Source organism: Candidatus Endomicrobiellum trichonymphae, from assembly GCF_002355835.1.
In the GTDB taxonomy this organism is placed as follows: Bacteria; Elusimicrobiota; Endomicrobiia; order Endomicrobiales; family Endomicrobiaceae; genus Endomicrobiellum; species Endomicrobiellum trichonymphae.
Genome location: NZ_AP017459.1, coordinates 422,409 through 442,179, shown reverse-complemented (window position 1 = coordinate 442,179; position 19,771 = coordinate 422,409). Strand labels below are relative to the sequence as shown.

Sequence of the window (19,771 nt, the reverse complement as noted above, 5' to 3'; positions counted from 1 at the left end):
TCTGTTTATTTTAAAATTTTCTTTTTGTTTAACTCGGAAAAACATCAAAAAGCAATTATTCTGGAAATCACTACAAAAAAATTTGCTATGTAATATATAAACTTCCACATTATTTTAGACGACAATATCACAACAGTATTAAACAAATGTATGGCTTTAAATTTAAATATCTTGCCGCAATTTTTTCAGGCAAAAAAATATGTTATAATTTTTGAACCGTCAAAAGGCGAAACAGGTATAAGATTTATAACAACTGCAAAAATAAATCGCCATATATAAAAAATGTTCTATCAATCAGTTACGTATAAGCTCAAAATTCGGAAAATATTTCGCAATATGCATCCCCCCTCCCCCAGTCCTAACAGAAAAGCAAGCAATATATTGGAGGCAGGTCCGGCAAGACAAACAAGCGGAACATCCTCTCTCAGATTTTTTAAATTTCTATGATTTAAAGGAACGGGATTTGCCTATCCTAAAAGAACAGGTGTTTTCAAAACCAATAATATTGCTGAAAGTAAAATAGTCCCAAATAATTCTATGTGTGGTTAGGACTTAAAGTAGTACATCCTGCCCCATTTTGGCTGTATCATCCTCTTAAATAAGCGACATATCCGTGCGCTACTTCATGAATTATTGCCGAAAAAGCAAAATCACAACATATACAAAACCTTCATTGCTGTCCTTTTATATTATTTATTAAAATATCATACAAAAATTGATAAGTAATTTTATATTTTTTTGAATTTCTTTGTCAAACTTGTGTATTATGCGAAATTTTCAGAATTGGCATCCTCATTAATTGATGTCGTAATCTTTGGATATAGTATTTCTTCCTGCTGTGATTGATTTAAATTTTACAAACGTGATTTGACATACTGGATTGAATTGATAAACTTTTGATATTCAAAAACTTTTAAATTAAGATATTATCAAATACAACAGAAGCATATAGTTGAACACTGTATGCTTCATCTTTTCTCTTTTGTTTTATTATGCATTCTCGACTCCGCCTTTGTCAATTCCGTCCCACATTATAGCCAGTTGATGGGCAGTCGGTTCATTGTGAAATATGTTTATGCAAATAAGAAAAGTTGGAAGCAGTCTAAAAAACTGTTTGATATTTTTGATAAACTGGCTTTTTGCTGATTTAATTCCTTAATCTGGTTTATCTATTATGCAATCTCCTGTTGAAGTTTCTGACACCACTCTGAGTGATCACAGTTTAACGTTATCAAAATCCCTTTTCTCTTTCCGCAAATCCATACTATATTTAATTACTTTGATAATTGCTACTCGCAACTCCTCTGCCGTTTCCGGTTTGCCTACTAAACCATGTGAAGCGATACGAAATGCCTCTAACTGGTTTTTCAAGACTTTTCAGCTCCTTCGTCTTTTCAGTTGCAAGCCACTCAGATCCATTTTTACTAAACCTCAAAGCCTCAAGTTGTTTCTCTAAGTTCTGAACACTTTTATCAGACCGCTCATCCTCTTCCTCTGTCGGAGAAACACTAGCCAAGTCCGACATCTTTTTCATTACCGGCTTATAAAAGCCCAAATACCAAACAGCAGAGATAACACCGTCCATCAGAATAGCTAGAACATACGGATTGTTAGCGACACTCCATACCGTTTCACTCAACGTTTTCCCTTGACTAACTTCAACTGCAGACACTTTATTCACTGGATTTAGCATCTACTTCCTTGTTACAACAACCGCTAAAGCTCAACAAGCCTAAACACATCAAAATGTAAAACATTAATTAGTTTTTTTATCTTCCAGTCTTTTTAATCCTTTAGTTTTTATGCCCGCAAATGTATATTTGTACCCTAAATTCATGATTGATTTAAATCAATCACAGCAGGAAGAAATACTATATCCAAAGATTACGACATCAATTAATGAGGATGCCAATTCTGAAAATTTCGCATAATTCATGATTGATTTAAATCTTTCTGATAGATTGCGCCGGCTTTCCTTTCCTAATCTCAACACACTCATTGAACTTCAGGGGGGGGGGGGGACATCGTACTTGCTTGAAAAACACTGGACAAGCAGTGTATAACCTACTTTTTGACTTCTTACTTAATCATTGAATCCGTTGAATATAATTTTTCGGGAATATATTATCTTGCCCCAAAATCCCGGATTCATCAATGCTTTTTTTAAATTTCGCCATTTCTTTAAAGCCTTTCTCACCAAGCATCTTCTCCAATAAAATATGTTTAAGTTTTCCTATTCCGTGTTCCGCAGAAACCGTTCCGCCAAGCTCAACAGCTTTCTGAGCAATATCTACACATATTCGTCTGCATCGTTCATATTCTTCTTTATTTGAAGCTATAATATTTGCATGCAGATGATTTTCACCTATATGTCCGAAAGTTAAATTAAAAATGCCAGATTTTTTAAACTCCCTGTCACAAAAGTCAACAATTTCAGGCAGTTTCCCTTCAGGAACAGCAAAATCCGTGCCGGATTTTGGAATTTTATTTTTTCTTACAATTGCATTTACACACTCTGGAATTCTGTGTCTGAAAACTCTGAATTCTTCCTGCTGTGCAAAATTCGAGGCAAACCAAACTTTTTCCAAATCAATGCCGCTGTCACTGATAGCTTCAACCCATTTTTCCATTAGAATATCAAAATTATCTTCGTATATATCCTGTTCAAACATAATACCAGCTTCAATATTTTCAGGTATGACAGGATAATAATTTTTTATCATAAGCAATGCATTCTTATCAAAATATTCTAAAGACATAGCGCTGATTGAATCTTTTAAATTTTCTTTTTCCGTATTTTTAGAAATAATTTTTATTTTATTTACAAATTCATACGCGCTATTGCGACTCTCAAAAAATATTATCCCGCCGAATACTTCTTTAAAACTAGGAATAAGTTTAAGCACGGCCTTGACGATAACACAAAGAGTGCCATCTGAACCTATAAAAACATCCATTAAATCGGCGGCGGGATAATTGTAATATCCTGTGACATTTTTTATTGCAGGCAAATGATATTTAGGAAGCAGTATATGTTTTTTACCCTTATTCGTATCAAAAGTTATTCCGCCGTTTTTATCCGCGAAATATTTACCCCTTTCGATATAACTTTGAGAGCCATCTGAAAAAATAACTTTTAAAGCTTTGATATAATCCCTCGTTACGCCAAACTTAAAGCCTCTGCCTCCAGAAGCATTAGTTGAAATATTTCCACCAATAGACGCATTTTTTTCAGTAGGATCCGGCGGATACATCCAGCCTCCGTTGAAAGCTTTCAATTTTATATCATGAATTTTTGCTCCAGCCTGAACAGTAATAAGAGCGTTTTTATCATCAATCTCTTTTATTTCGCTGATATTATTTAAGTTTTCCAAAGATAACACACTCCCGCCGAACGCAAGTCCAGAGGCAGTATTTCCCGTAAGCGATCCTACAACCGTTACCGGTGTTTTAGACTTAGACATTTCAACAAGAAAGCCGGATATATCGTCTTCAGTTTCCGTTAGCGCAACAAAATCGGCACTGGACCCTATGACACCCGAATTATCTTCAAAATAATTTTGAATTATATCTTTATCTCTCTTTATTATCATTTTATTTTACCGCAATATAGTTTCAACGTCATCGGTTATCTATCCAACCATACTTACGCCTGCCGATCCACTGTATTTGGCGCTGGTTTTGTTTATTTATTTTCCCCACCCGCCATCCTCTTTAACTTTTTGCAATGGCAACACAAGCAACAATCGTAAGCACGCCCACTCCTGTCCAAAAATCATCATTCCGTGATTGAGAGCGTATAGCAAAGTGCTTTTAATTGACTTATTTAGATAGTACCGTCGTGGTTGCCCCCCACCCGCCATTGTATCTGTCAAAATAATCATTTTAGGGTCGGCATTGTAACTTCTAGGATGAATTTAGCACCACTTTTTCAAATTTCTCAGACTCCTCTGCCTAGCTATCTCACTCATAATGTTGTAATCACTGACTACAAACACGCCCTCACAACACAATCACTGTCCCCCATTTCCGTTTTTGAGATCTATGGCTAAAACCGCCGTAGTGCCCATCTGTTGGGTTTTGTGCCGTATTCTTCCCGGCAGAGGGACTAAACATTAGCGTAGCTATTAAAATACAAATTATTTTTTTCTCATTCCTCTATAAAGCTGTTAAAGAAACTTTTACTTTTAACGTCTTAATTTGACACCGAAATCAGCATCGAGTTTCTGTAACAGAACATTCATATCTTTATTGACTTCTTCGTTGGTCAACGTTTTTTCGCTGTTTTTATAAGACAATCTGAACGAGTAGCTGATTTTACCATCACCTATTTTAGACTCATCAGAATACACTGAAAACAACGAATACTCTTTTAAAATACCGCCGGATTTAATAACATTTTTAATGACTTTTTCTATCTCTGAAAACTGCAAAGTTTTATCCGCAGTAATTGAGATGTCTCTTTTTACCTCAGGAAATTTTGAATATGCTTTATACAGAGATTTCTTTCCTGCACAAACATTCTCAAACGACTCTAAATTAACTTCAAAATAGAATACGTCACCTGCAATGTCGCTAGTTATTGACGGTTTCAAAACACCAAACTGCCCTACAGGTTTCCCTTTATAAACAACAGACGCTGTTTTTCCAGAGTGATAATAGCTTTCAGCATTTAAATTTTCCGCAATTATAAATTCATCTGACGGCAAAATATTTCTTACTATTCCGCCGCCGAAATAAAAGTCATATTTCGGACTATTTTTTTGTTCCGCCCATTTCCACCATTCCTGCCAAACTTTACCATACATTATAACAGCAAAAGCTTTTCTTTCGCCCAGTCCAGTAAAAATTTTACCATACTCAAATAAAGTCACCGTCTCAGAACCCCACTCGATATTAAGCAACAGATTTTTATATAGTGCCGGCAGTAAAGACGGTCTTAAAACTTCGTTTTCTTTTGATATAGGGTTTGCTATTTTGTAATAATATTTCAAATCAAATTTTTCTAGTTCAGTGATCTCCGAAAAACTGTAATTCAGGACTTCGCTGAAACTAAATCCGTTCAATTTAACTCTAAACTCTTCGACAACAGCATGAAGAAGTGAATTATCTGGCACACAGACTTCAGCAGTAGCAGTACACCTTTTTCCTGGAGACGTTATGGCATCATATCCTTTAATTCTTGCAATTTCTTCAATTAAATCCACTTCCTTTTTTATATCATTGCGCCATGACGGAACAGTGCAGAGAATTATTGTGCCTCTGGACCGTAAATCTATTCCTAAAAATCTTAAAATTTCAGTTATTTCGGCTTCTTTGACAGCACAGCCCAAAATTTTAGATACTTTTTCAACTCTTAAAGCTATATCTGCCCTTTCATATTTTACAATCTGCAAATCTTCCCTTGCATCCATTCTGCCACCTGCAATTTCAATTATGAGATTAGCGGCTCTCCACGATGCAAGCTCGGTTATATCCCATCCCAATCCTCTTTCAAATCTGTAAGAAGAACCACTCGAAAGATTTAATTTTTTCGAAGTTTTTCTTATTGAAACCGCATCAAAAATTGCGCTTTCTAAAAATACGGTTTCAGTTTTTTCATCAATAGCAGAATACTCTCCGCCCATCACTCCGGCAATCGCGACAGGTTTTTCACTATCCGCTATAACAAGCATTTCAGAATCAAGTTTATATTCTTTGCCGTCGAGAGCAATTATCTTCTCGTAATCGACAGCTTTTCTTACGACAACCTTTCTAGACGAAAGTTTCGTTATATCAAAAGTATGCAGAGGCTGCCCTAGTTCAATCATAACGTAGTTGGTTACGTCAACAACATTGTTGACGGGTCTTATTCCGCTTTTTTCCAAAGCATCTGTAATCCAGCCGGGCGACGGACATATTTTAACACCGGATATAACGCTTCCTATATATCGATGGCACAAATCAGATTTTACTTCAACGCAATTTAAGTACGGGATATTAAAAGTCTTTATCATCGTCGGGAAAGACAGTATTTTACGCAATTTCGCACCTATCTCTCTTGCAACTCCCAAATGACTTAAACAATCGCCTCTATTTGTAGTTATTTCTATTTCGAGTATAGAATCAAGCCCACTTAAAACGTTTTCAAGAGCAACACCCATCTTTGTATTTTTGTCAAGCATCAAAATGCCATCGGATTCTTTTTTAAGACCGAGATCAGCTTCAGAACATATCATACCTTCAGACACTATTCCTCTTATTTTGGACTTATTTATTTTAAAATTTCCAGGCAATACGGCACCTATCTTTGCAAGAGGAACAATTTGCCCCGCGGCAATGTTTTTTGCACCGCATACTATTGAATAATCTTTTGAACCGTCATTGACCTTACACAAAGAAAGCCTGTCTGCTCCGGGATGTTTTAGCACCTCCAAAACTTTTACCGTAACGACACTGTGCCAGTCGCACCCCGTTGAAACAACAGAAGTTTCAATGCCTACGGAAATAAGCATTGAGGCAAGTTCTTGCGGGCTTAACTCAAAATCTATAAACTTTTTAAGCCATTTATACGATAACTTCATTCCCCAATTCCTTATTTTTCCCGTCAGTTCGGGACAACGGCACAAAAAGTCCAAGTCCACATGCGCAAGTTCCGCCATTACGAACTTGATCCAGAATCTGCCACGCCGAGGTCATCTATTGCTTTTAGCATCCAGTCTTTCGTTGTCCCACTTACTTCAAGAATTTCTAATTTTGAGACACTACAAACGGAATAAATCCAAATCTTTTAAGGGTATTGTGCCCGAGATAACAAGACAAGTTTTTGAAGTGTCTGTTTTTTCTGCAAATTTTTCACAATTACAGAAACCGATAAAAATAATATTATACCTTTAAAACTGCTTCAAAAATCTTAAATCGTTTTCGTACAGAAGCCGTATATCATCTATTCCGTATTTAAGCATCGTAATCCTTTCAACTCCCATACCGAAAGCATAGCCTGTATATTTTTCAGAATCGTAATTAACGGTTTTTAAAACATCAGGATGAACCATTCCGCAACCCAATACTTCAATCCATCCCGAATTTTTGCATATTCTGCAGCCCCCGCAGTTACAGAAAAAACACTGAATATCAACCTCAGCAGACGGCTCTGTAAATTGAAAATGCGATGGTCTGAACCGTACACCCAATTCAGAACCGAAAAATTGGTGTATAAAATTGATAAGTACAGCTTTTAAATCCACAAACGATATATTTTCATCTACTTCAAATCCTTCAATCTGATGGAAAGTTGACGAATGTGAAGCGTCAGAAGCTTCATTTCTGTAAACTCTTCCGGGGACAATAACCTTTACTGGAGGATTTTGTTTTTCCATAACATGAATCTGTACCGGAGAAGTGTGGGTTCTGAGCAGATTTTTCATACCCTCAATATAAAAAGTATCCTGCGCATCTCTTGACGGATGACTTTCAGGTATATTTAAAGCTTCAAAGTTGTACCAATCGGTTTCTATTTCAGGCCCTTCCACAATACTAAAGCCAAGCAACTTAAAAACAGAACTTATATTCTTTATAGTCTGCACAACAGGATGAAAACTCCCTTTTGAAAATGGGAAATAAAAACTTGGAGAATAATCCAGTTTCTCTTTATGCATTTTCTCGTCAAGTAAAACTTTTTTAAGACTTTTCTTTCTCTTCTCAATTTCACTTACAATAATATCTTTCGCTCCGTTCGTTTCCAAGCCGATTATTCTTTTATCCTCAATAGAATACTGCAACAGAGATTTTAAAATCTGTGTCAACACACCATTTTTCCCCAAATATCTGGTCTTTATGTCTTCAAGCACTGCGAGATCAGCATTTTTTATTTCTGCCAACGCTCTATCAATAATCTGTTTAATATCATCCATTACAAAATCTCTATACTATTTTATGTTATATATAAGTATTTAAAATCTGTTTTTTGCCGCACCGAAAACTGACATAGCAAATATTTTAACTCTTAATACCTATAAGTTTATTAAGCCTGACTCTGACTATCTTATAGTCGGGTTTAACAGCCAACGCTTTTGAATACATTTCTCTTGCTTCGCCCATTTGATTTGAACTTTCTCTGATAAGACCTATATTATAATAAGTCTCAGCGTTAGCCGGATTTATTTCCAAAACTTTTTTAAACTCAGACACGGCTTCATCATACTTATTGTTAAGAAAATAAAATTTCCCCAATTCTATATGATCTAGCTCGTTTGAAAGCATATTCTTTATATCATTACTCATTAATCATCCTCTCTTCCTTTATATCACTCTGTCCGTCATCGTCAATAATCGGAATACGTTTGCGCATAGCAATAATATTGACTCCATAATTGCTTATGACACTTGAATTTTTTATTGTCTTTCCCCAAATCTCTTTCGGGGCTACAACTTCAACCAAATTATAATCTTTTGAAAGTTCTATCTGTTCCAAAATATTCGGCATTACTATATTATCTACAAGTTTTTTGCCATTTCAAATTCCGGATAAACTACAGTATCCACGCCGAGTTTTGCCACAACTTTAGAATGCCAACGGCTTGAAGATTTGACAATGACGTTTTTAACACCGAGCTCCTTAACTATTAACGTAGACAAAATGCTTGTCTCTATATTTCCGCCTATTGAAATTACAACACTGTCACAATATGCAACACCGGCATCTTCCATAACCTTTTCATCGGTTGCATCAGCCACTAAAGCCTGCGTGACAAATCTGCTTATACGGTTGACTGCTTCACTGTCATTGTCCAATAGCCAAAACCTGAATATCTTTTTTTACAAGTTCCAGCGCAACATTATAACCAAATGTCCCAAGCCCTATAATAGCAAATTGTTTCTTTTTCATCGATGATCCTTTTGTCATAATGAAAAGGCAATTTTTTAAAGCATCCGGGCTGTTCGTAAAATTTCATATTCATTACAACATATAAAGAAGATAATGCTAGTTGACCTTCCCGACTAATACTCGGGCTTCGGGATATCTTACACTCTTCCTTTTACCAACCGAATCTAACACAAGTATAAATAGTGTAAGTATCCCTATTCTTCCCACTATCATTGCAATAATGATAAGTACTTTACCTTCAACTGACAAATCAGCGGTAATACCCAGCGATAATCCGACTGTGGCAAATACCGAAACAACTTCAAAGACAACATCAAGCGGTTTTAAACAACTTTCAAGCAAAACGAGAATCGCCGAAAAAAATGTAATTGAAACAAAAAATATAATAAAAACCGCCAGAGCCTTTTTTACTATATCGACCGGGACCCGCCTTTTAAATAAAACAAAATCCTCATCACCTTTCAACAAACTTCTTACAAATATAAAAACCAACGCAAGCGAAGTAACTTTTATACCACGCACCGTGCCTCCCGGAGAAGCACCGACTGACATTAAAAATAATAGTATTACATCAATAAATTCACTGAACAAATTACGGGGACAGAATAAAAACCTGCCGTTCTTGCGCTTACAGTCTGAAAAAAAGCGTTATTTATCGAATAAAATACTCCATTTCCTTTCAGGGTATCTGAAAATAAAAAAATATAAATGCAAAAAATGTAATCGCTGCCGATAGAGAAAGAACAACTTTTGTATGCGTCCACAAATGCAAACGCTTTTCTTTATATGTATCGTAAATGTCAACTATTACAAAAAAACCAAGCCCACCGATAAGCACTAAGACAGAAATCACATACAACAAAACCGGATCATTTGCAAATCCTACTAAACTGTCGCAAAAAAAAAACCAAAACCAGCATTACAAAAAGCCGCTATTGAATAAAATATTCCTAAATATACTGATTTTAAAAATGAAAAACTGCGTAAAAAAACAAAAGTTAATATAACCGCTCCAATGAATTCTATTGCTAAAACAAAAAAACAGCTTTTAAAAGAAGTTTCTTTAAACCGCTGAAAGACGATATATCAAATCATTATGCGTCTGTCTTTCAAAGCTATTTTACCAAACAGCAGCGTAATAGAGGTGGAAACAAGCATATACCCTATACCGCCAAGCTGCACGAGAATTAAAATAACTATCTGTCCGAACTTTGAATAATATTCACCAATACTTACGACTGAAAGACCCATAACGCATACAGCTGAAACAGATGTAAATAAATTTGTAATAAAAGAAAAACCGCTGAAACTGCGCGCGGCAGGAAGCGACAAAAGTAATACGCCTGTTATTATAAGTTCAAGAAAAAACAATATCAGTGTTTTTGCCGGAGAATAATTTATTTATTTCTATGCAGCTTTCACAACTTCAACCAGCTGTTTAAATGCAGTATTATCGTTTACCGCTATTTCTGCAAGCATCTTTCTGTCTATTGCAACATTGGCTTTCTTAAGCCCGAAAATAAATCTATTATAAGAAATTCCTTCTTCTCTTACTGCAGCATTAAGACGTACTATCCAAAGAGTTCTGAAATTTGCCTTATTGTCCTTTCTTCCGGTATAAGCATAATTAAGAGATCTTTCTACCTGCTGGATTACCATTCTCCAACGGTTTTTTTTTGTTGCATAAGATCCTTTTGCAAGTCTGAATATTTTTTTCTTTCTTTGTCTTGTATACACAACACTTTTCGCACGCATCTAAAATCTCCCCTATATAATATTACTAAAAACTGTACGACATAATCTTTTTCATCGTTTTCATATCCGATTTTGTAACTATGGCAGGTTTTCTTGCTTTTCTGTTTTGGTTCCCGGAATCCCCAGTCAAAAGATGTCTCTGCCCTGGCTTCTTATATTTAACCTTTCCTTTTCCTGTAACTTTAAAGCGTTTTTTTGCACCGCTGTGCTGTTTCATTTTAGGCACTTTATCCCCCCCTCCCCCAAACTATGACAAACCAATCTACATCTGCATCTGCCGAACCGAACTTAAAACAGTCTGTCACAAATTAAATTTATTTTATTTTATTTTTGGGGACCAAAGTCAAAAATATCCTCATACCCATTGAATAAACTTTTCTTTCGGGACACGCAATATCAGCCAAAGATTCTTTTATTCTTTCCATAATTTTAATTCCCAAATCTTTGTGTTGCATTTCTCTTCCGGAAAATAAAGCCGTAAGTTGCACTTTATCTCCTCCATCAATAAATTCCCTGGCATGTTTAATTTTAACTTCCAAATCATGGTCGCTGATACGGGGTCTTATTCTGACTTCTTTAATATGAAAGATTTTTTGTTTTTTTCTGGCTTCTTTCTCTTTTTTCTCCATCTCATACTTGAATTTAGAGAAGTTAATTATTCTACATACAGGCGGGTTTGCCTGCGGAGAAATTTCCACTAAATCCAAATCTTTTGCCTGCGCTTTTGCTAAAGCATCGGCTGTTTTTATTACTCCTATCATTGTCCCATCAAAATCAACAAGTCTTACCTCCGGCACTTTGATAAACTGGTTTATACGAAATTTTCTGTTTTCTACGAATCCTCCCCTGACAAAACTTGTCAATTTTTAAATAAAAAATCGGGGCGGACTCCACACCCGCCCCGTAAATACACCATATAAAAACATTGTTTTATACTCTCTAACCTCTTTTCCCTTAAATAAAATCTGGGTGAAAGTGAGCTGGGATTAACTACTCTATTACTTAGCATGTAGTGAATTGTACAATAACTATCTCTCTTTGTCAATGTAGTATCAGTATCTTTTTCATAGTTTGAATGCAAGCAGAGAAAAAATAACAAAAAAGCATTATCCGGAAAGAATAAAACCCGTTAAAACTCTTCGGCTTAAACAGTCCATCTCCTATGTTGTGAATATTAGTGTTCATCTTAAGAAAGCATAGAAATCAGGATATTATAAAATAATTTTTCTTCATTATTGTCATTGTCCACTGATTTGCATTAAGTGCATGGGTGTTATATAGAGAAGTCCGATTACAAGTTGAAAAACCGAAAGCAAATGTTGTTCCAATCTATAATTCTCACGATTACATAACTCGCAAAAACCTGCTAATAAAATATTTTTGCTCCGATCTAACGCTCAAGTCTAAAAGAATTTCCAGAAATTGCTCGCTTAAAATCTCTTGTAAAAACATCAAGATATTTTTATATCTTGTCTCTAAAAAAATGGTCTAACTCATATTATTAAGAATCTAAGGATTTTAAAATACCACAGATAAAACAACAAACATATCGCATAAATTTAAAAATTTTTTCTCAATTTTCGACATTTAAATTACTTTTTCCCATACAATTCGTACTCCAGATAAAGTCAAATACGGCAAAATAATTTCTATTTCTTCTATTTCGTCAAACATAAGTCCAGCTAAACCGCCGGTGGCAATTATATGCTTTATTTTCATTTCATTTTTTATTCTTGCAATAAGTTCTTTTACCAGCCCCGTATAACCAAAATAAAGTCCTGACTGCATGCATTCAACGGTTGTAAGTCCTATTGATTTTAAAGGTTTTTTCACTTCCACACGCGGAAGCTGCTCTGTTTTTAAGTTAAGCAACCGCGCTGAAATTGACGGCCCTGGAGCTATCGCCCCACCGATATATATTCCTTCAGAATTTATGCAATCAAAAGTTGTTGCCGTACCGAAATCAATAACAATACAGCTATCGACATAAACAGAATATGCAGCAACAACATTGGCAATTCTGTCAGCGCCGGTTTCTTTAGAATTTCCCGCCGCAAAAACAAGTCCGCCGCAGTTTTTTGAGTTCACAAAAAACGTTTTTTTTCCAAAATATTTTTTTATAAGTTCTTCAAAAACAGGATTTAACGACGGAACAACGCTTGCAACCGCAAAATTGCTTAGTTGTTTTGCGTCAAAACCGTCATAAAAAAGCATATTCATAAGCAATGTTGCATATTCGTCGAAAGTCCGCTCTTTTACAGTTGACATTATCCAAACTTTCAACGGTTCAGGTAAAACTTTCTTGTCTTTCATGGCAAACAAACCAACAGTTATATTTGTGTTGCCAATGTCTAACGCTAAGAACATAATTTCTCCTATAACAGTTTTAATATTCAGATTGCAACTTTGTAAAAAACTCATGTAAAAATAGGACAGGACATTCGTTCTTTTGCACTATTCAACAACTTTTCCGGCTTATCCGCAGGGTAGTTGCGCGCACATTTCCCCATCAATTTGATTATCAGGAATTAGTGTTGCTAGGTGAAGTTAAGCTAGTACTATCAAGTGACAATACTTAAATGATATATGATAGAGAAAGGGTTTAATCGTTTGTTAAATCCTACCAAATTATCTCTATACTATAAGTGTATCTATGCTTTTATTATCGTCAAGATTCTCTTGCAATATACATTTTTCAAATATTACTCATTATTCTACAATAATTACGAACATAATTATAAGATTTATTCCTACCTCTTTTTTTATCTTCCTTTTCTACTAACATCTATTCAAAGCTCCTGTATTCTTTTTTTGTTATTACCTATACCACGAATCAATACTTTCAAACTATCCTATTCTTTTTTCCATATATTATCCCCATATTATTTAAGAGTAGCCTTTTTAAAATTTTGTATTTTCCCAATGCATTTATAAAACTATCAATTCCAGATGTTCTTACTTTAAACCCATCTTTTTTTACAAAACTAAATTATCAATAAAAGTTCTTGGAGAAATGAATATCGAATAAGATTTAATTCCCTTTTTTACAAATGTTTCTAAATGTCTATGAACAGAAAAAGATTCTTTTATATGTTGTTATAGTCACTTCCACCAAAACCGTATCATCATTCTCAAAATATTCAATATCAGGCTTACCTCCAGAAGCAAAACTTGTAGGAAGTCCTTCATCATCTGAAACAAAATTCGGTTTTACCGTAACATTTTTAAGCTTTTTAAGAATAGCAAGAGAAATTAAAAATTCTAATCTCAACAGTTGTTCAACAATCTTTAAAATTTCATCTTTTGAAGCTTTCTTATTAAACAATTAGGTAGTTCTTCTTTAATTAATACCCAGTCATAATAATCAATAACATTGTTCTCTTTTGTATTCAAATCTATAAAATGACCGCACTTCGTATGAAAATCAAACCTGTAAGTCTCATTTTTAGAATAAAATCATCGGGATAATCTATTAAAATCGAATTATCATCTCTTTCTGTTTCATTAAGCATTTTATAACATGTTTCTAAAATTATCTCATTACTTGAAAAAAATCATACTTTTACGAATTTTTTGACTTCAACGTATAAACTCTCTGCATTATTATCCCGCCAACAAAGAAGTAACAGAATCTCTTTTTTTGCAATACCTGCGTTGTTGTTATTCAAAAGTCTAATTATTTTCAATAATAAAACCAAAGGAATATTTTTATTTAACACTCTACGAAAAGGATTACCTCTTTGATATTTTGCAAAAGTATTGGTAAAAACCATTAGTTCATTCTCGGGCTTTTCTTTGTCTAATAACATGAAAAAACTATTTTTTCTTGCAAAAAATACCACACAAAACTAAGTTCTTTTGCAATTTTAAACCATGCATCAAATCTTGATGCCCAACCTTTTTCAACGCCAGCTTCTTTATGATTTTGAGTGTTATCCATAAATATCTTTTCAACTTCAGCTTTACTCAATTTGATTCCATTATTCCACTTATTTCTGACACTTTGAAACACTTTTGCCGGACTATACAACCCATTTTGAATCAATAACTGTACAACTTTATTAAGTATATCTATCACCGTAAGTATTTTGCCATTATATTCAAAAAATCCTTTCAGTTTGATGTTTTTTCATAATTCAGTAGTTAGTTACTAAAACTTCTTTTACTATTTTCCGACTATTTAAGTATTATATTTTTCCATCCAACTTAGCAACATATTGTTCTTACTTCCTTTGTAATACATAATGTTTGACAATGCAAATCTCACACCTTGTTCATTTAACCCATCCAAAATCCTCAACAAATATTCTTCTGATTTTTCATTCCACAATTTATTGTATTCACTCGCAGCTATTAAATATGGAGAATCCAAATAAACAAAATCATTTTTAAAATATTTCCTATTAAACTTTCCTCCGCTGTTAAACCGCAACAGCCTGTTAAATCCATAAATAAGTAAAATATATAAAATTAAGGGATTATTATTTCTGGAATTATTAATATAATAAGTTTTTTTTAAATTCTCTTTTCATCTCAACCTGAATTTCTCTGCATATAGATAATTCTTCTTTTCAGCATTCCCATACTCCAACTCCTTTTTTTAAGGCTTTTTGTTTCATTACTTTTTCCAAACAGTTGAACTGTTTGCGTATGCAGCCCTTAAGTGGTCAATCAGGTCTTGGATTTGGGTGGACACAAAAATATACTTTTTCGTAGTGGCTGGGTATTCTTCTTCCTGTGCTTCACTGACGTAAGCAGATCTTACTACTTTAAAATACTCAATAAACGTCCACGACTTCGGATTTTTTTTAGCGTTTTCAAGCTCAATTTGGCTCCACGTTTCACCTTCACTGAAAGCTGCCCCTGCAAACATAATTAATGCCAACGCACCTGCAATTAATTTTTTCATTTTTCTTATGTATCGTTCTCGTTAGAAACTTGTCAGAATTTACAGCACCGACAGCAATCGTAGTATCTTTGACTTCTCTTACCATGCGGATGATTTTGTCCATTAGAGTCCTTCGCATAAGTGAACAGCTTTCTCAATATCAGCCATTCTACACCTCTGATATGTCCTTCGTGCTGCTCGCGCTTATCAAATCTTTCAGCACAACCAGAATATGTTCGGACGTTTCCAGCTAGGTCAGAGCGTGTTCAACTAAATTAAAAGAGAACTCCTCCCCGTTGTCATCGCCTTCGTAAGCTTCGTCACTGGAAATTTTTATCGCCCTTTCGATATTCTTTTTAGTCAGAGATGTTATCTTGTAAGCCTGTCAGTCCACTATACAGCAAAGGATAATTCGTTTCTGCCGGCAGTACGTTTGTAATATCGAAGTCTTTAGTAAACCCGCACTCCCCTCCCCCCCCCATCCGCACGTCAAACAGTTCTCCATACATTTTGATAGTTTCTAAGGCTGTGCCATAGAAGTCTCTCAGCGCCATCAGTTTCGGCAGGTATGGATGGCTTCGTTTCTAAAATCCTCTTTTTCTTTTTCAGACATACTTTTTACCCATCCGTCGGACATCACGTAGTTGTAAACCCTGTCGCATTTAAGCAGTTTCTGAAGAGTAAGTATTGTTGTATGAAACAACTAAATACCCAGCTTTTATATCTTTAACAAGTTCAGAAAACTTATGTTTACTTCCTATTTATCTTTATCTGCGGTTATATAGTTGAAAATAATTTCTTTTTTCTCCTGCCGCGCAACAGTAATTTCCCGGAATTTTTCCAGTATGAAAGTTGACAACTTTTCTTTTATTCTTTAAAGAGTATTGATTTCTTTATGTGCCAGTTTTTCGCTTAATGATTTTATTCGTAATCTTCTCATATTCATTAACCCCAATGAAGCGATTTGCGTACGCTTAATGCTGAGAGATAAGTCTCAAGCGGACTAAAGCGTAACCGTTGATGTGCATATGCGTACGGGATTTTCAAAGCTGCATCAGGCAGGGAGAATTGTTATAATTTAAAAACACTGCCGCCGTCACTGTCTATTGCGACAATCAACGGCATATCTTCAACTTCGAGCTTATAAATTGCTTCGGGTCCCAAATCTTCAAAAGCAATCAAAGCGGCTTTTTTTACCGTTTTAGAAAGAAGCGCCGCAACACCGCCGGTCGCAACGAGATAAACCACACTATTTTCTTCTATTGAATTGACAACAGATTCTGACCGCGTTCCTTTTCCAATCAAAAACTTAACACCCTCTTTTAGGATTCTAGGCGTAAAAATATCCATTCTTGAAGATGTTGTAGGACCGCATGCTCCTATAACCGCACCCGGTTTTGCAGGCGATGGACCACAATAATAAATTGCAGCATCCTTTAAATTAAAAGGAACCGCACTACCGCTGTCTAACATATCTATAATTCTTTTATGAGCAGCATCTCTTGCCGTATAAACAGTACCGCTAAGCAAAATTCTTTGCCCTGCTTTCAGCATTTTAGGATTTAAAACCAAATCTAATAAATCTATTTTCATATCATAACAGTTTTTCTTCTGCAGGAATGGCACTGAATATTTACAGCGACAGGAAGCGAGGCGATATGTACCGGTTTCGCTTCAATAAATACCGCCAAAGCAGTCGTTTTCCCGCCCATACCCATAGGACCGATATTTAGCTTATTTATATCATTTAACAATTCTATTTCTTTTCCGACGTAAAAAACATTTTTATTCTCACTGCCTATTTCACGTAGCAGAGCCTTCTTTGACATAAGACCTACAGATGCAAAATCTCCGCCTATACCGATACCTACAACCAAAGGAGGACAAGCATTTCTGCCTTTATCATCTACAGCGCTCAAAACAAATTCTCTTATCCCGTCCCAGCCGACGGACGGAACCAACATTTTTAAGGCACTTGCGTTCTCGCTCCCGCCTCCTTTAGGCAAAAAAGTAATTTCTATTTTATCGCCGGATACCAAATCAATATAAATATTTGCTGGCGTATTGTCTTTAGTATTTTTTCTTTCAAGAGGATTAGAGGCAACAGACTTGCGCAAATAACTGTTTGTATATCCTAAAGAAACTCCTTTATTCACTGCGGCATAAATATCTCCGTTCTCAATCTCTGTGTCTCTGCCGAGCTTTATAAAGAAATTTGCCGTACCTGTATCCTGACAGAGCGGAATTTGTTCTTTTCTTGCTATATCTGCATTTTCAATAATTTCTTTTAAAATATCCTTTGCCGTATCTTTTTCCAAAACAATATTTTGTTCCAGAGATTTCAAAACATCTGCAGGAAGTTTAAAATTTGTCTCAGCACACAAATTTTCTATGGCATTAATGATAATTTCAGATTTTATCTTTCGCACTTTTTATATAACCACTTTTCATCATTCCTTCAGTTATAGCTCTGCTTCTTTTTATAATAGATTTTGCATCATTAAAAATTTTGTCATAACTTAATTTTTTACCAGCAACTTTTTCTTTTATTGCTTTTATGCCTAACGCGGCGGCAACTTTAGGAAAAATTTCCCAGTCGTCCATAGTAGGAAGAATTTTATCCGGTTTTATTTCATTGTCTGCTATACATGAAGCAAGTTCTGTTGCGGCCGTTATACACATAGTATCTGTAATTGTTGAAGCTCTTACGTCAAGAGCTCCTCGGAAAACTCCAGGAAATCCCAAAGAATTATTTACCTGATTTGCAAAATCACTTCTTCCCGTTGCAACTACGGCTGCTCCCGCTTCTTTAGCTTCCCAAGGCCAAATTTCAGGGACGGGATTTGCACATGTAAAAACTATAGGATTTTTAGCCATCCTTTCTATCCATTTTTTATCTATTACTCCCGGACCTGGAGATGATAAAGCGATAACAGCATCGGCATTTTCCATAGCTTCTTTAATTCCGCCGTGCACGGCGTTTACATTAGTGTCAACGGCTAATGTCCATTTTTCAGGGCACATTTTTAAATCAACTCTTTTTTTATGCAAAGTTCCGCACAAGTCAACCATAATTATATTTGCAGGATTCGCACCGTAAAGAATTAAAAGTCTCGATATACATATATTCGCAGCACCTGCCCCTAGCATCGCAATTTTAACTTTTTCTATTTTTTTGCCAACAACTTTCAAAGCATTTATAAAACCTGCAAGCGTTACAAGAGCTGTTCCCTGCTGATCATCATGCCATACTGGAATACGACATTCTTTCCTCAAAGTATTTAATACAGGAAAACACTTCGGCTGTTCTATATCTTCCAAATTCACGCCGCCAAAAGACGGCTGCAATATTTTCACGGTTTGTATTATCTCTTTCTCATCTTTTGTATCAAGACATATCGGATACGCATCAACTCCGCCAAGATATTTATATAAAAGAGCTTTACCCTCCATAACGGGCATTCCGGCTTCCGGTCCTATATCACCAAGCCCCAGAACTCTTGTTCCATCGCTCACTACCGCCACGCTGTTCCATTTATTTGTATATTCGTACACAAGTTCCGGGTTTTTATAAATATCAGTACAAACTGCAGCAACTCCCGGGCTGTACCATATTGAAAAATCATTAAAATCCTTAACTCTGCATTTAGGAACAACCTCAATCTTACCACGATAAAAAGGATGGAGTTTTCTCGCAATTTTTGACGGTTCCTCTGCCGCTTTCAAAAGTTTATTTACATCAACTTTTTTCTGTTTCTTAATTGTTTGCATAGCTATTTCGTCGGTCTTCCCCAACCTAACTTTTTGGAGCAAGCTTCTAAACCCACAATGCATCTGCCTAAAAATCTGCATATTATTTCCCTGTTAAAAAAACCTTATATATAAAATAAATGTAAAAATTTTTTCTGTTTTTTAACATTTACTTTCCCGGAAATATACTATAAAAATCCTTAAATAATCTAAAAGCCGCTTTCTATAAAAACAATCTGCTTTTTAACTTCTCTTAGGGGAATAATCTGAAATTACACTGATTCTTTAAAACATTTTTGACATCATTCTTTCATAACTTTATTGACTTTTATTAATTATTATATATCTTTAAAGTGCAGGCAGTCAATCAATTTTTTTATATCATAAACTTTCTAAAAGTAAACAGAAAAAACAAAAACATATTAAAACAAGAAAGGTGAAACAGTCATATAAAAATATAAAGAAAGAGACAGGCAGAGAAATAACATAATAAATATCGCGTATGAGAAATC

General features: G+C 35.0%; 24 protein-coding genes. All 24 read right to left on the bottom strand.

What is annotated here, in order from left to right:
* Nucleotides 1–1,270: 1,270 nt before the first annotated feature.
* The 24 genes from RSTT_RS02180 to RSTT_RS02070 all read right to left on the bottom strand — a co-directional run bounded on the left by RSTT_RS02180 (nt 1,271) and on the right by RSTT_RS02070 (nt 19,280).
* The gene (locus RSTT_RS02180) at nt 1,271–1,693 is read right to left on the bottom strand and encodes a hypothetical protein (protein ID WP_096525506.1); all 423 of its coding nucleotides are present in this window, start codon (nt 1,691–1,693) and stop codon (nt 1,271–1,273) included.
* 394 nt (nt 1,694–2,087) lie between these two features.
* Nucleotides 2,088–3,593: an FAD-binding oxidoreductase gene (locus tag RSTT_RS02175; protein ID WP_096525505.1), complete on the bottom strand. Its 1,506-nt coding sequence runs from the start codon at nt 3,591–3,593 to the stop codon at nt 2,088–2,090.
* A gap of 594 nt (nt 3,594–4,187) precedes the next feature.
* Nucleotides 4,188–6,563, bottom strand: coding sequence for a phenylalanine--tRNA ligase subunit beta (gene pheT / locus RSTT_RS02165; RefSeq protein WP_172412822.1), 2,376 nt, complete (start codon nt 6,561–6,563; stop codon nt 4,188–4,190).
* Nucleotides 6,564–6,872: 309 nt separating this feature from the next.
* Nucleotides 6,873–7,892, bottom strand: a complete 1,020-nt coding sequence (gene pheS, locus RSTT_RS02160; protein WP_015423305.1) for a phenylalanine--tRNA ligase subunit alpha — start codon at nt 7,890–7,892, stop codon at nt 6,873–6,875.
* 85 nt (nt 7,893–7,977) lie between these two features.
* The gene (locus RSTT_RS02155; protein WP_096525502.1) at nt 7,978–8,262 is read right to left on the bottom strand and encodes a tetratricopeptide repeat protein; all 285 of its coding nucleotides are present in this window, start codon (nt 8,260–8,262) and stop codon (nt 7,978–7,980) included.
* The gene (locus RSTT_RS02150) at nt 8,255–8,464 is read right to left on the bottom strand and encodes a potassium channel family protein (RefSeq protein ID WP_095558731.1); all 210 of its coding nucleotides are present in this window, start codon (nt 8,462–8,464) and stop codon (nt 8,255–8,257) included. Before RSTT_RS02150 ends, RSTT_RS02155 begins: the two co-directional genes overlap by 8 nt.
* Before the next feature lie 11 nt (nt 8,465–8,475).
* Entirely contained in the window at nt 8,476–8,772 is a 297-nt protein-coding gene (locus RSTT_RS02145) for a potassium channel family protein (RefSeq protein WP_172412821.1), read from the bottom strand.
* Nucleotides 8,762–8,884, bottom strand: a complete 123-nt coding sequence (locus tag RSTT_RS06760) for a hypothetical protein (protein ID WP_269457768.1) — start codon at nt 8,882–8,884, stop codon at nt 8,762–8,764. The genes RSTT_RS02145 and RSTT_RS06760 overlap by 11 nt, the downstream gene beginning before the upstream one ends.
* Before the next feature lie 78 nt (nt 8,885–8,962).
* Complete coding sequence (locus RSTT_RS02140) at nt 8,963–9,457, bottom strand: potassium transporter TrkG (protein WP_269457767.1); 495 nt, start codon at nt 9,455–9,457, stop codon at nt 8,963–8,965.
* 495 nt (nt 9,458–9,952) lie between these two features.
* Entirely contained in the window at nt 9,953–10,237 is a 285-nt protein-coding gene (locus RSTT_RS02135) for a TrkH family potassium uptake protein (protein ID WP_096525499.1), read from the bottom strand.
* 36 nt (nt 10,238–10,273) lie between these two features.
* Entirely contained in the window at nt 10,274–10,621 is a 348-nt protein-coding gene (gene rplT, locus RSTT_RS02130; protein ID WP_096525498.1) for a 50S ribosomal protein L20, read from the bottom strand.
* Nucleotides 10,622–10,646: 25 nt separating this feature from the next.
* A complete protein-coding gene (rpmI, locus tag RSTT_RS02125; protein ID WP_015423302.1) occupies nt 10,647–10,838 on the bottom strand; it encodes a 50S ribosomal protein L35 in 192 nt (63 codons plus the stop codon).
* A gap of 97 nt (nt 10,839–10,935) precedes the next feature.
* Nucleotides 10,936–11,484 (bottom strand): translation initiation factor IF-3, encoded by a 549-nt coding sequence (gene infC, locus RSTT_RS02120; protein ID WP_096525497.1) that lies wholly within the window; start codon nt 11,482–11,484, stop codon nt 10,936–10,938.
* A gap of 724 nt (nt 11,485–12,208) precedes the next feature.
* Entirely contained in the window at nt 12,209–12,988 is a 780-nt protein-coding gene (locus tag RSTT_RS02115) for a type III pantothenate kinase (RefSeq protein WP_172412820.1), read from the bottom strand.
* A 697-nt stretch (nt 12,989–13,685) separates the two neighbouring features.
* Nucleotides 13,686–13,946 (bottom strand): AlwI family type II restriction endonuclease, encoded by a 261-nt coding sequence (locus RSTT_RS02110; RefSeq protein WP_095558725.1) that lies wholly within the window; start codon nt 13,944–13,946, stop codon nt 13,686–13,688.
* 229 nt (nt 13,947–14,175) lie between these two features.
* Nucleotides 14,176–14,394, bottom strand: coding sequence for a hypothetical protein (locus RSTT_RS02105; RefSeq protein ID WP_149030014.1), 219 nt, complete (start codon nt 14,392–14,394; stop codon nt 14,176–14,178).
* A 26-nt stretch (nt 14,395–14,420) separates the two neighbouring features.
* Nucleotides 14,421–14,591 (bottom strand): hypothetical protein, encoded by a 171-nt coding sequence (locus RSTT_RS06105; protein ID WP_172412819.1) that lies wholly within the window; start codon nt 14,589–14,591, stop codon nt 14,421–14,423.
* 210 nt (nt 14,592–14,801) lie between these two features.
* A complete protein-coding gene (locus tag RSTT_RS02095; protein WP_096525493.1) occupies nt 14,802–15,053 on the bottom strand; it encodes a DNA adenine methylase in 252 nt (83 codons plus the stop codon).
* 186 nt (nt 15,054–15,239) lie between these two features.
* A complete protein-coding gene (locus tag RSTT_RS02090; RefSeq protein WP_096525492.1) occupies nt 15,240–15,530 on the bottom strand; it encodes a hypothetical protein in 291 nt (96 codons plus the stop codon).
* Nucleotides 15,531–15,865: 335 nt separating this feature from the next.
* Nucleotides 15,866–16,063 carry a hypothetical protein gene (locus tag RSTT_RS02085; protein ID WP_096525491.1) on the bottom strand — a complete coding sequence of 66 codons (198 nt, stop codon included), beginning with the start codon at nt 16,061–16,063 and terminating at the stop codon, nt 15,866–15,868.
* Nucleotides 16,063–16,212, bottom strand: coding sequence for a hypothetical protein (locus tag RSTT_RS06100; protein ID WP_172412818.1), 150 nt, complete (start codon nt 16,210–16,212; stop codon nt 16,063–16,065). Before RSTT_RS06100 ends, RSTT_RS02085 begins: the two co-directional genes overlap by 1 nt.
* 368 nt (nt 16,213–16,580) lie before the next feature.
* Entirely contained in the window at nt 16,581–17,102 is a 522-nt protein-coding gene (locus RSTT_RS02080; RefSeq protein WP_015423299.1) for a FumA C-terminus/TtdB family hydratase beta subunit, read from the bottom strand.
* Nucleotides 17,099–17,938: a fumarate hydratase gene (locus tag RSTT_RS02075; protein ID WP_096525490.1), complete on the bottom strand. Its 840-nt coding sequence runs from the start codon at nt 17,936–17,938 to the stop codon at nt 17,099–17,101. The genes RSTT_RS02080 and RSTT_RS02075 overlap by 4 nt, the downstream gene beginning before the upstream one ends.
* The gene (locus RSTT_RS02070; protein WP_096526008.1) at nt 17,919–19,280 is read right to left on the bottom strand and encodes an NAD(P)-dependent malic enzyme; all 1,362 of its coding nucleotides are present in this window, start codon (nt 19,278–19,280) and stop codon (nt 17,919–17,921) included. Before RSTT_RS02070 ends, RSTT_RS02075 begins: the two co-directional genes overlap by 20 nt.
* Nucleotides 19,281–19,771 lie beyond the last annotated feature (491 nt).